Origin of the sequence: Streptomyces liliiviolaceus (assembly GCF_018070025.1) — a bacterium.
GTDB classification, from domain to species: Bacteria; Actinomycetota; Actinomycetes; order Streptomycetales; family Streptomycetaceae; genus Streptomyces; species Streptomyces liliiviolaceus.
Window position 1 is genome coordinate 28,599 of the sequence record NZ_JAGPYQ010000001.1, and the last position, 12,729, is coordinate 41,327.

Sequence of the window (12,729 nt, forward strand, 5' to 3'; positions counted from 1 at the left end):
AGCCTATCCGTCCACGCGCGCGTGCTGGTCCGGCGGTTCGTCGGGAACCCCTTCGGGTGGTTCTTCCAGGAGGAGGCGTTCCAGCGCGGCCCGGTCCGGCAGGCTCCTGGGGCGTACGACCTCGCCGCTGCGCACGTACAGGAAGGTGGCCTGTACGGATTCCAGGGGGATGCCGTGCTTCTCGGCCCAGGCGAGCCGGTAGACGGCGAGCTGGAGCGGATCGGCGGTGCGGGTGCGGCTGGTCTTCCAGTCGACGATCTCGTACATCGTCGTCGCCCGCCCGTCCCCGTCGGCCTCCTCCTCGGGGACCTCTTCCTTGTAGACCGCGTCGATCCGGCCCCGTACGACGCGGCCGGCGATGGCGAGCTGGAAGGGGACCTCGACCCGGTGGGGCGTGCGGTGGGCGTAGGGGGTGCGTTCGAAGGCGTCCTTGAGGGCTTCCAGGTCGCGTTCGTCGGCGATCTCGGCCCCGCTGCCGGGCAGGTCCTCCGGCTCCAGCATCGGCAGGCGCAGCGCTTCGAAGCGGGCTTCGACCCAGGCGTGGAAGCGGGTGCCCCGGCGGGCGGCGGGCTGGGGAGGGCTCGGCATGGGGCGTGCCAGTTCCTGGGCGAACCCTTCCGGGTCCGCGGCCAGACGCAGCAGCTGGGACGCGGTCAGGGAGGCCGGCAGGGGGACGTCCGTGACGCTCTCGCGGGCGCGCAGGAGTTCCCCGGTGAGGGCGTCCAGGTCGCGGTCCCAGGAGGCGATGGTGCGGGCTTCCTCGGGGGTGGGGCGCGTGGTCCCGGGAGAGTGCGGGCGGGCGTCCGGGGCGGGGCTGGGGTGCGGGACCGTCGGACGGTCGGAGGTCGCCGGGCGGTCGGGGGTCGCCGGGCGGTCGGGGGTCGCCGGGCGGTCCGGTGTCCACGAGTCCCAGTCGTCTGGGGCCGCGTCCGTGAAATCGGCCTCTTCGTAAGGAGGCTCGTCCTCCTCCGGCGGCGGCCAGTCCGGGTCGTCGTAGGGACCCGGCTCGTCGGGAGCCGAGGGGTGGGCGCTCTCGTGGGAGTGGCCGGACTCCAGGTGGGCCAGCACCGTCCGGGCGGCCTCGCGGCGGCGGGCCGTCGCCAGGTCGTCGAGCGGGAGCGGCCAGGCGTGGTCGCCACCGGCCGCCAGCAGCGCGGGGTTCTCCTCGTCCTCCTCGGGCTCGTCCTCCCAGGCCTCGATCTCGCCGTGCCCGGCCGCGCAGTGCTCGTACAGGGCGTGCAGGAAGTCGGAGGGGCCGCGGGGCTTCTTCTGGGAGGGGCCCCACCAGTGGCCGGAGCCGAGCAGCAGGGAGCGGGGGCGGGTGAAGGTGACGTAGCCGAGGCGGAGTTCCTCGGTGTGCTGGTGCTCCTTCATGGCCTCGTGGAAGGCCTTCATGCTGCGGGAGTCCCAGGCGTCGATGTCGGGCAGGGTGTCGGCGTCGCCGCGCAGTCCGTGCGGCAGGACCTTGCCCTGGGCGGTCCATTTCTCGCGGCCCTGGGCGCTGGGGAACGTGCCGGTGACGAGCCCCGGGACCACGACGACGTCCCATTCCAGGCCCTTGGACTTGTGCGCGGTGAGCACCTTGACGGTGTTCTCGCCGCCCGGCAGGGCGTTGTCGAGGCCCTTCTCGTACTGGGCCGCGGTGCGCAGGAAGCCGAGGAAGGCGAGCAGGCTGGCCTCGCCCTCGTTCGCGGCGAAGGAGGCGGCGACGTCCAGGAAGTTGGACAGGGTCTCGCGGCGGCGGGCGGCCAGGGCGTGCGGGGACGCGGAGAGCTCCACCTCAAGGCCTGTGGTGGCCAGGACCCGGTGCAGGACGTCCATGAGCGGGTCGGCGAGCGAGCGGCGCAGATCGCGCAGTTCGGTGGCCAGGCGCGCGAACCGTACGCGTGCGTCGGCCGAGAACGGCAGCCCGTCGTCGTCCCCTTCACCGCCGAGGGGCGTCTCCAGGAAGGTGTCGAGCGCGTCCGCGAGGGAGATCACCTCGGCCGGGTCGACGCCTTCGACGGCTGCGGCGAGCCGCAGGTCGGGGTCGTCGTCGGCGTCCACGCGCGCGTGGGACACGAGCAGCCGGGCCCGGCGGCCCAGGAGGGCGAGGTCGCGGGGGCCGATGCGCCAGCGCGGTCCGGTGAGCAGACGGACCAGTGAGGCGTTGGCCCCGGGGTCCTGGAGGACCTCGCAGACGGCGACCAGGTCGGCGACCTCGGGCAGGTGCAGCAGCCCGGAGAGCCCGACGACCTCCACCGGGATGTCGCGGGCCACGAGCGCGCCCTGGATCTGGGCGAAGTCGGTCGCGGTGCGGCACAGGACGGCGATCTCACCGGGGGACTTGCCGGTGCGTACGAGATGGGCGATGGAGTCGGCGAGCCAGTCCATCTCCTCGGCGTGGGTACGCAGCAGCGCGCAGCGGACCGTGCCGTCGTGCTCGGCGCCTGGGGCGGGGCGGAGGGCCTCCACGCCCGCGTGCATGGCGCGCAGGGGTTCCGCGAGGCCGTTGGCGAGGTCGAGGAGGCGGCCGCCGCTGCGGCGGTTCTCGCTGAGCGACTGGCGGGTCGCCGGGCGGCCGTCGGCGTGCGCGAAGTGTTCGGGGAAGTCGTCGAGGTTGGCGACGGAGGCGCCGCGCCAGCCGTAGATGGCCTGGCAGGGGTCACCGACGGCGGTCACCGGGTGGCCCGTGCCGCCGCCGAACAGGCCTGCCAGGAGGATGCGCTGGGCCACGGAGGTGTCCTGGTACTCGTCCAGGAGGACCACCCGGAACTCGTCGCGCAGGATGCCGCCGACCTCGGAGCGGGTGCGGGCGAGGGTCGCCGAGAGGGCGATCTGGTCGCCGAAGTCGAGGAGGTCGCGCTCGCGCTTGGCCTTCCGGTAGCGGCTCACCAGCTCGGTCAGTTCACGCCGGGCGGCGGCGGTCTCCGGGACCTTGCGCAGGTCGGCGTTGGTGAGCTTGGCGCCCTCCAGGTCGTGCAGCAGCCGGGCGTCGTACGCGCGCAGTTCCTCCGGCTGTACGAGGTGTTCCGCCAGCTCGGAGTCGAGGGTGAGGAGGTCGCCGACCAGGTCGGGGAAGGAGCGGGTGAGCGCGGGGTAGGGGCCCGGTGCCTCGCGCAGGACCCGGGCGGCGAGCTGGTAGCGCGTGGCGTCGGCGAGGAGGCGCGCGGTGGGTTCGAGTCCGATGCGCAGCCCGTGATCGGTCAGGAGGCGGCCGGCGAAGGCATGGTAGGTGGAGATCACCGGTTCGCCCGGCGGGTTGTCCGGGTCGATCACGTCCGGGTCGGTGACTCCGGCCTTGATCAGGGCCTTCCGTACGCGCTCGGCGAGTTCGCCCGCCGCCTTGTTGGTGAACGTCAGGCCCAGGACCTGCTCGGGGGCCACCTGTCCGGTGCCGACCAGCCACACCACGCGCGCGGCCATCACCGTGGTCTTGCCGGAGCCGGCTCCGGCCACGATCACCTGCGGGGCGGGCGGGGCGACGATGCAGGCCGTCTGCTCCGGGGTGAACGGGATGCCGAGGAGCTCCTTGAGCTGCTCGGGATCGGAGATACGGGCTGGCACGTCAGAGAGGCTAGTCGCGCCCACTGACAGTCGGCGCCGATTCGGCGGCAGGGTCGAAGGATGCGCAGGTCAGCACACGTGGTGCTGTATGTCACTTCGCGGCGCTTCGTACCCGGCAGGCACCCTTTGGTGCGGATTGCCGCAGACACTTCGGCGCGGATTTCCGCAGACGCCTCGGCGCGAATTGGCGCAGACGGGGCGGACACCCCGCGCACGGCTGCCCGGGGTCGTGCCCCGTCACTCGACGACGTGGCGTCCCTCCGGGCGGGCGCTGCACGAGGCCCGGAACGCGCAGTGCGTGCAGTGCTGGCCGGTCGTCGGCGTGAACCGTTCGTCGAGGACCTTGCCCGCGGCGGTGGCGAGGAGGTCGCCGACCCACTCCCCCTCCAGCGGCTGCTGGGCCTGCACCTTGGGCAGGGTCTCGCCGCCGTCCTTCTTGGGGGCGCCCTGGCGCAGCTGGACGAGTTCGGCGCCGCCGGGCTCGGGGCGTTCGCCGTCGAAGGCCTCGTCCACGGCGCCCTCGCTGACCGCGAGCTGGTAGACCGCGAGCTGCGGGTGATGAGCCACGTCCGCGGCGCTCGGTGCCTGCTTGCCGGTCTTGAAGTCGACCACGTAGGCGCGGCCCTCGGCGTCCCGCTCGACGCGGTCCATGGAGCCGCGGATGCGGACTTCGTAGGAGCCCGCTTCGAGGGTGACGTCGAAGTCGTGCTCGCTGGCCACCGCGGTGCGTTCGGCGCGGTCCATGACGTGCCACTTCAGGAAGCGTTCGAGCGCCACGCGCGCGTGCTCCTTCTCCTGGGCCGACTTCCAAGGCGCGTCGAAGGCGAGCGCCTCCCACACGGAGTCGAGGCGCTCCATGAGGACGGCGAGGTCGGCGGGCGTGCGGCCGGAGGCGACCTCGTCCGCCAGGACGTGCACCACGTTGCCGAAGCCCTGGGCCGCGGTCGCGGGGGCGTCGGCCTTCACCTCGCGGCCCAGGAACCACTGCAGGGCGCAGGTGTTGGCGAGCTGGTCGAGGGCGCTGCCGGAGAGCACGACGGGATGGTCGCGGTCGCGCAGCGGCACCTTGCTCTCGGTGGGCTCGTACATGCCCCACCAGCGGTAGGGGTGCGCGGACGGCACCAGGGGGCGGCCGTCCTCGTCGCCGAGCGCGGCGAGTCTGCCCAGGCGGCGCGCGGCGGCCTCCCTGAGGGTGGCCGAGACGCGGGGGTCGACCGTGGTGGACCGCAGTTCCGCGACGAGCGCGGCGACGGACAGGGGGCGGCGGGGGCGGCCCGTTATGTCCTTGGGCTCCGTGCCGAGTTCGGTGAGGAAACGGGAAGGCTGGTCGCCGTCGTCCGCGGGGGCCTTCACGGCGGTGACGACGAGCCGTTCACGCGCGCGCGTGGCGGCCACGTAGAACAGGCGGCGCTCTTCGGAGAGGAGCGCTCCGGGGGTGAGCGGCTCCGCGAGACCGTCCCGTCCGATGCGGTCGGCCTCCAGGAGGGAGCCGCGCCGGCGCAGGTCGGGCCACAGGCCCTCCTGGACGCCCGCGACGACGACCAGGCGCCACTCCAGGCCCTTGGAGCGGTGCGCGGTCATCAGACGTACGGCGTCGGGGCGCACGGCCCTGCGGGTGAGCGTGTCGGCGGCGATGTCCTGGGCGTCGACCTCCTCCAGGAAGTTGAGGGCGCCTCGGCCTCCGGTGCGTTCCTCGGCGCGGGCCGCGGTCGCGAACAGCGCGCACACGGCGTCGAGGTCGCGGTCCGCGTTGCGGCCGGCCGCTCCGCCGCGCCGGGCGGCCCGCTCCAGGCGCTGCGGCCAGGGTGTGCCGTCCCACAGCTCCCAGAGCGCCTCCTCGGCCGTGCCGCCCCCTGCCAGGCGCTCCCGTGCCTTGCGCAGGAGGGCGCCCAGGCGCTGGGCCCCGCGCGCGTACGCGGGGTCGTGGGCGACCAGCCGCTCCGGCTCGGCCAGGGCCCGCGCCAGCAACTCGTCGGAGGGCGGCGGCACGTGGTTGCCCGCGGCGCGCTCCTCCTCGCGCAGGGCGCGGCCCAGACGGCGCAGGTCCGCGGCGTCCATCCCGGCCAGCGGGGACGCGAGGAGGGTGAGCGCGGTCTCGACGTCGAGCCACGGCTTCTCCTGGACGGCCTGTTCCCCCGGGGCGGTCTGTTTCTCCGGGACGGCCTGCTCTTCCTGGACGGACCGCTCCTCCGAGGCGGCCTGCTCCTCCGGGACGGACTCCTCCGGCGAGGCGGGTCCCTCCGGCGTCACCTCGGCCGAGGCCGGCTCCTCAAGCTCCGCCACGGCCACCGCCTTGAGAGCCGTCAGCAAGGGCGTCACCGCCGGTTCGTGGCGCAGCGGCAGGTCGTCGCCGTCGATGTCGAGGGGGACGCCGGCCGCGGTGAGCGTGCGGCGGATCGTCGGGATGGTGCGGGAGCCGGCACGTACCAGGACGGCCATCTCCTTCCACGGAACGCCGTCCTCCAGGTGGGCGCGGCGCAGGATGTCCGCGATGTTGTCCAGCTCCGTACCGGCGGTCGGGTACGTGTAGACCTCCACCTGGCCGCCGTCCCGTACGGGGGCGAGTTCCCTGTGGGCGCGTACCTTCTCCGCCGGGAGGCGGGTCAGGGGCATGCGCTGGGTCAGCAGCCGGGTGGCCGCCAGCAGGCCCGCCCCCGACCTGCGGGACGTCCTGAGGACCTCGACCGGCGCCGGTGTGCCGTCCACGCGCGGGAAGACGTCCGGGAACTCCAGGATGCCGTTCACGTCGGCGCCCCGGAACGCGTAGATCGACTGGTCGGGGTCGCCGAAGGCCACCAGCGTGCGGCCGCCGCCCGCGAGCGCGTCCAGGAGCCGCAGCTGCGCCGGATCGGTGTCCTGGTACTCGTCGACGAAGACCGCGTCGTACCGCTCGGCGAGCCGTTCGGCCACGCCGGGACGCCGGGCGAGCAGCACCGCGCGGTGCACCAGTTCGGCGTAGTCGAGCACTCCCTGCATGTCGAGCACGTCGAGGTACTCGGCGAGGAAGGCGGAGGCGGCCAGCCAGTCGGGGCGGCCGATGCGCCTGGCGAAGGTCTCCAGGGCGTCGGGGCCGAGGCCCAGTTCACGGCTGCGGGCGAGGACCGCGCGGACCTCGTCGGCGAAGCCGCGCGTCGTCAGGCACGCGCGCAGTTCGTCCGGCCAGCGCACATGGGCGAGGCCGAGCCGCTCCAGGCCGGGCTGGCCCGCGAGCAGTTCCCGTACCGCCACGTCCTGTTCGGGGCCGGAGAGCAGCCGCATCGGTTCCACGAACAGATCGGTGTCCTGGTGGGCCCGGACCAGGGCGTAGCAGAAGGAGTGGAAGGTCGTCGCCCGGGGCGCGCGGGCCGCTCCCACGCGCAGCGCCATGCGGTCGCGCAGTTCCACGGCGGCCCTGCGGCTGAACGTCAGCACCAGGATGCGCTCGGGGTCCGCGCCGCGGGCGACCCGGGCCGCCACGGACTCGACGAGCGTGGTCGTCTTGCCGGTGCCCGGACCTGCGAGGACGAGCAGCGGGCCCCCCTCGTGGTCAACCGCCGCACGCTGGGCTGCGTCCAGCAGAGGGGGAGCCACCCGTACCGGCGGGGTACGCACCAGCCGGTAAGCGCCACGGGTCCCCTGTCGACCCTGGGGGTACGACAGGCGCCTGGTGGAGAAAGAGGAGCTCACGTGGTTCGCCGGTCCTGGTGGGTGTGCTGGGGATTGTCACTGTCGGCGCGGGTCGCCGTCGGTGAGGGATCGTGCTCGGGCGACGGGTGGGAGATCGGCGGCGCGAGGCGGGCGGTGGCCGCGGGATGAACGGGACGCGTGCCGTCGACGCTACGCCGGTGGATGCCGTGGAAACGGCGCTTCCCCGTGTTCCCTCCCGGCACCGGTGTCTCCCGCATCACGAACGTACGGCATGTCCCGGGCGTGCCCGCATTCCCCCGTACGGGTCACCCGTCCCCCTCCTGGCGGTTGGATGCCGGAAGCTGTCGGGTGTGACCCTCCGCGCGATCACCGCCGTCCCATCTGGCCTGTTTCATGTCGATACGCGGAAGGTGACCCTCGGAGGATCTGCTCGCGCCCTTCAGGGGCGTACCTTCGGCCCGGTACTGCTCCAGCGCCCGCAGTTCGTGGCCGGGGAGCAGCGTCCCGTCCGCGCGGACGACCCGCCACCACGGAACGGCTCCTCCGTAGAGGGCCATCACCCGTCCGACCTGTCGCGGACCGCCCTCCTCCAGCCATTCCGCGACATCTCCGTACGTCATGACGCGCCCGGGCGGGATCTGCTCAGCCACGTCGAGGACCCGCTCCGCGTACTCCGGCAAGGCGTCCGCCGGGAGGCTCTGCTCGCTCATCCGGTCCATCCTGCACCACCCCTCCGACAACGTGACGCGGCGGCGACGGTACGTATCCCTCGCCCCGGAACAGCGCTTCGGGCAGACTGTGCGCCCCCGCATTGCACCCTGATGCCCCCCTGTGTCGGCGGGGCATGCCACCATCGTGCGGGCGGTTACTGGTGATACGAGACCAAGAAGAGACGATGAAACAGCAGGGTGTGCACCCCGAAGACGCGGAGGGCACCTCTGAGGTTTCGTCGCGCCCGGATTCCGGCGACGATACGGACGAGAGCCTTCCGGAGAAGGCAGAGGCGTCCGTGACACCGGTGACGGACGCCACGCCCGAGACGGGTGTGGCGTCCAAGACGAGTGTGACGGGCGTGACGTCCGGGAATCCGGACACGTCCCGGAAGAAGGACATGCGCAAGGAGAGCGGAGCCGCGGAGACCGACGGCGTGGCCTGCGACGACGCCCCGGCCGAGGCGGTCGAGGGCGACGAACCGCTGCTCCCCGCGCGCGTGCACCGTCCCTCCGACCTGATGCGCCTGCTGGTGGGCGTTCTCGCGATCGTCGTACTGCTGTCGATCGCCGCTTTCGCGCACGGCACGACGTCGGGGCTGGCGCAGGACATCAACAAGGGCACCGACGAGGCGCCCGACCTGCTGATCAAGATCGCCGGGCTCGCGTCGAGCATCGCGATCCTCCTGGTGCCGGTCGCCTTCGCCATCGAGCGGCTGATCAAGCGGGACGGCCTGCGGATCGCCGACGGCGTGCTGGCCGCGGTCCTCGCCCACGGTGTGACGCTCGCCACCGATCTGTGGGTCGCCAAAGGCGCTCCGGACTCGATCCAGAAAGCGCTCACACAGCCCTCCCCCGGAGACATCCACGCCCTGACCGACCCGGTGCACGGTTACCTCGCGCCGGTCATCGCCTACATGACGGCCGTCGGCATGTCGCGACGGCCGCGCTGGCGTGCGGTCCTGTGGGTCGTGCTGATGCTCGACGCCTTCTCCATGCTGGTCACCGGCTACACGACCCCCTTCTCGATCGTCCTCACGGTGCTGATCGGCTGGAGCGTCGCCTACGGGACGCTGTACGCGGTCGGCTCACCGAACGTCCGGCCCACGGGCCGGACCCTGATGGCCGGCCTGCGGCACGTCGGCTTCCACCCGGTGAGCGCCGCGCGCGACGAGACCCCGGAGGCCGCGGACGGCGACCGCGGCCGCCGGTACTTCGTGACACTCCAGGACGGCGCCCCGCTGGACGTCACGGTGGTGGACCGGGAACAGCAGGCACAGGGCTTCTTCTACCGCGTGTGGCGCCGGCTGACCCTGCGGGGCATCACCACGCGCCGCAGCCTCCAGTCGCTGCGCCAGGCCCTGGAACAAGAGGCGCTCCTCGCGTACGCGGCCATCGCGGCCGGGGCCAACGCGCCGAAGCTGATCGCGACCTCCGAGCTGGGTCCGGACGCCGTGATGCTGGTCTACGAGCACATCGGCGGGCGCACCCTCGACGCGCTGACGGACGAGGAGATCACCGACGACCTGCTGCGCGAGACCTGGCACCAGGTGCAGGCGCTGCAGTCGCGGCGCATCGCCCACCGCAGGCTGGCCGGTGACGCCGTTCTGGTGGATCGTTCCGGCACGGTGATCCTCACGGACCTGCGCAACGGCGAGATCGCCGCCGGTGAGCTGATGCTGCGCATGGACGTCGCCCAGCTGGTGACCACGCTGGGCCTGCGCGTCGGCGCTGAACGCGCGGTGGCCTCGGCCGTCGGTGTGCTCGGCCCGGACGCGGTCGCCGACTGCCTGCCCATGCTGCAGCCCATCGCGCTCACCCGCTCCCACCGCGCCACCTTGCGCAAACTGGCCCGGGAGCGTTCGGAGCGCGAGCGCGAGGCGGTCCTGGAGGCCTCCCGGCAGGCCAAACTGGCCCGCGCCGAGGAGCACGAGGCCACGCCCGAGGAGACCAGGCCCGTCCTGGAGAAGCCCGACAAGAAAACCGTACGGGCCGAGCAGCGGGCCGAGAAGCGGGCGATCGACGAGGCGCTGGACGAGGCCCGCGAGGAGGATCTGCTCACCCAGATCCGGCATCAGGTGCTGCTGATCAGGCCGCAGGCTCCGGTCGAGCCGGCCCGTCTTGAGCGCATCCGTCCGCGCACGCTGATCAGTTTCATCGCGGGCGCGTTCGGCGCGTACTTCCTGCTGACGCAGCTCACGCACATCGAGTTCGGCACGCTCTTCGAAAGCGCCCAGTGGGGCTGGGTCGCCGCGGCGGCGCTCTTCTCGATGCTGAGCTACTTCGCCGCGGCCATGAGCCTGCTGGGCTTCGTGCCCGAGCGGGTGCCGTTCATGCGGGCTGTTGCGGCGCAGGTCGCCGGGTCCTTCGTGAAGATCGTGGCGCCCGCGGCGGTGGGCGGTGTCGCGCTCAACACGCGGTTCCTCCAGCGTGCGGGGGTACGGCCGGGGCTCGCGGTGGCGAGCGTCGGCGCGTCGCAGCTGTTCGGGCTCGGCTGTCACATCCTGATGCTGCTGTCGTTCGGCTATCTGACCGGTACCGAGAAGACGCCCTCCTTGTCGCCGTCCCGGACGGTCATCGCGGGTCTGCTGACCGTCGCGGTCCTCGTCCTCGTCGTGACCTCGGTGCCGTTCCTGCGGAAATTCGTGGTCACGCGCGTGCGGTCACTTTTCGCGGGTGTCATTCCCCGCATGCTGGACGTCCTCCAGCGGCCGCAGAAGCTGATCACCGGCATCGGCGGCATGCTTCTGCTGACGGCCTGCTTCGTGATGTGCCTCGACGCGTCGATCCGGGCGTTCGGCAGCGAGGACATGCCCGCGATCAGCATCGCCAGCGTGGCCGTCGTCTTCCTCGCCGGGAACGCGCTCGGTTCCGCGGCGCCCACCCCGGGCGGGGTGGGCGCGGTCGAGGCCACCCTGACGGTCGGTCTGATCGCCGTCGGGCTCCCCAAGGAGGTCGCGGCGCCCGCCGTGCTCCTGTACCGCCTGCTCACGCTGTGGCTGCCCGTGCTGCCGGGGTGGCTGTTCTTCAACCACCTGACACGCAAGGGCGCGCTCTAGGCCCTGTCGTCAAATTCCCGCCTGCCGGGCGGACGTCGGGAATTTGACGACAGGACCTAGGGGGTCTCCGGGACCCGTCCGGCGCTCCCCCGGGCCGCCCGACGGGCGACGACGGTCCGCAAGGGCGGACGCGGGTTCCTCACCCGCACGGCCCGCGCCCCGAGCGGCCGGTCCTGTACGACCTCAGGATGGGTCTATGCCGAACCCTTCCCCGCCGCGTGCCGCCGCCCTGACCGCCACCGCCCTTCTGCTGCTGGCGGCCCTCGCCGGATGCGGCGACGACGGCGGCTCCGCGGACGAGGACCTGTCGGCGCAGAAGCTCAGCTGGAAGGACTGTCCCGAACCGTCCGAGTCCGAGGGCGGCGGGGACGCCCCCTCGCCGCTGCCGGACGGCGGCACCTGGCAGTGCGCGACCCTGAAGGCGCCGCTGGACTGGGACAAGCCCAAGGGGGACACCATCGGTCTCGCGCTGATCCGCGCGCGGACGAGCGGCGCCGAGGACCGGCGCATCGGTTCACTGCTCTTCAACTTCGGCGGACCGGGCGGCTCGGGCGTCACCACGCTCCCCGCGTTCGGCAAGGACTACGACGAGCTGCGTACCCGCTACGACCTGGTCAGTTTCGACCCGCGCGGTGTCGGCCGCAGCGCCGGTGTGAAGTGCGAGGACAGCGAACAGCTCGACGAGTACTTCCAGCAGGACGCCACCCCGGACGACGAAGCCGAGCAGCGGACTCTGCTGAACAGCACGAAGAACTTCAACAAGGCCTGCGAGAAGAACTCCGGGAAGCTCCTCCCCCACGTACGCACCACCGACGCGGCCCGCGACATGGACCTGATGCGCCAGGTCCTCGGCGACGACGAGCTGCACTACTTCGGCATCTCGTACGGCACCGAACTGGGCGGCGTGTACGCGCACCTGTTCCCCGAGAAGGTCGGGCGGGCCGTCTTCGACGCGGTCGTGGACCCGACGCAGAACTCCGAACAGGGGTCCCTCGGACAGGCCAAGGGCTTCCAGCTGGCGCTCGACAACTTCGCCGAGGACTGCGCCTCCAAGGCCGAGGAGTGCCCCCTCGGCGACAGCGCGCAGGACGTCAAGGACCGGATCGCCACACTGCTCAAGGAACTCGACGGCAAACCGATCCCGGGCATCTTCCCTCGTCAGCTCACCCAGACCGCCGCCACGAGCGGCATCGCGCAGTCCCTGTACTCCAAGGAGTTCTGGGAGTACCTCACCGAAGGACTCCAGCAGGCGTACGACGGTGACGGCAAGGTTCTGATGCTGCTGTCCGACTCGATGAACGGACGCAACCAGGACGGCGAGTACAGCAACATCAGCGCCGCCAACGTCTCCATCAACTGCGCGGACGACAAACCGCGTTACACCGCCGCCGACGTGACGGCGAAGCTCCCGGAGTTCCGCAGGGCCTCGCCCGTCTTCGGCGACTATCTGGCGTGGGGCATGGTCGGCTGCACCGACTGGGCGGTGGCGGGCGACGCCGACCACCCCGATGTGAACGCGCCCGGCTCCGCTCCGATCCTCGTGGTCGGAAACACCGGCGACCCGGCGACCCCGTACGAGGGCGCCCGGAAGATGGTGGATGCACTGGGCAAGGGGGTCGGTGTGGAGCTGACGTACAAAGGCCAGGGGCACGGGGCGTACGACAGCGGGAACAAGTGCGTGCGCGGCGCGGTGAACGGCTATCTGCTGAACGGGAAGGTCCCGCGGACCGGAACGGTCTGCTCCTGACGAACCTCGCAAAGCGGCAGGTCAGAGGGTTATCCACAGG

Annotated in this window: 5 protein-coding genes; 2 read left to right on the forward strand and 3 right to left on the reverse strand. The window is 72.3% G+C overall.

Annotated features, from left to right (window positions below):
- Positions 1 to 3: 3 nt before the first annotated feature.
- The 3 genes from J8N05_RS00145 to J8N05_RS00155 form a co-directional block, all read right to left on the reverse strand.
- Complete coding sequence (locus J8N05_RS00145; RefSeq protein WP_210880467.1) at positions 4 to 3,546, reverse strand: ATP-dependent DNA helicase; 3,543 nt, start codon at positions 3,544 to 3,546, stop codon at positions 4 to 6.
- A gap of 237 nt (positions 3,547 to 3,783) precedes the next feature.
- Positions 3,784 to 7,212 (reverse strand): ATP-dependent helicase, encoded by a 3,429-nt coding sequence (locus J8N05_RS00150; RefSeq protein ID WP_210880468.1) that lies wholly within the window; start codon positions 7,210 to 7,212, stop codon positions 3,784 to 3,786.
- Positions 7,213 to 7,478: 266 nt separating this feature from the next.
- Positions 7,479 to 7,883, reverse strand: a complete 405-nt coding sequence (locus tag J8N05_RS00155) for an MGMT family protein (RefSeq protein ID WP_210880469.1) — start codon at positions 7,881 to 7,883, stop codon at positions 7,479 to 7,481.
- A 185-nt stretch (positions 7,884 to 8,068) separates the two neighbouring features.
- Here J8N05_RS00155 and J8N05_RS00160 point away from each other — a divergent pair, with 185 nt between their 5' ends.
- Together J8N05_RS00160 and J8N05_RS00165 are read left to right on the forward strand one after the other, a co-directional pair.
- Complete coding sequence (locus J8N05_RS00160) at positions 8,069 to 10,942, forward strand: lysylphosphatidylglycerol synthase transmembrane domain-containing protein (RefSeq protein ID WP_210880470.1); 2,874 nt, start codon at positions 8,069 to 8,071, stop codon at positions 10,940 to 10,942.
- A 196-nt stretch (positions 10,943 to 11,138) separates the two neighbouring features.
- The gene (locus J8N05_RS00165; RefSeq protein ID WP_210880471.1) at positions 11,139 to 12,689 is read left to right on the forward strand and encodes an alpha/beta hydrolase; all 1,551 of its coding nucleotides are present in this window, start codon (positions 11,139 to 11,141) and stop codon (positions 12,687 to 12,689) included.
- The last annotated feature ends 40 nt before the right edge of the window (positions 12,690 to 12,729 follow it).

What these genes read in the sequence shown, in the direction of transcription:
- J8N05_RS00155 (WP_210880469.1), bottom strand. Translation starts at nt 7,883, where the DNA reads ATGAGCGAGCAGAGCCTCCCGGCGGACGCCTTGCCGGAGTACGCGGAG.
- J8N05_RS00160 (WP_210880470.1), top strand. Translation starts at nt 8,069, where the DNA reads ATGAAACAGCAGGGTGTGCACCCCGAAGACGCGGAGGGCACCTCTGAG.
- J8N05_RS00165 (WP_210880471.1), top strand. Translation starts at nt 11,139, where the DNA reads ATGCCGAACCCTTCCCCGCCGCGTGCCGCCGCCCTGACCGCCACCGCC.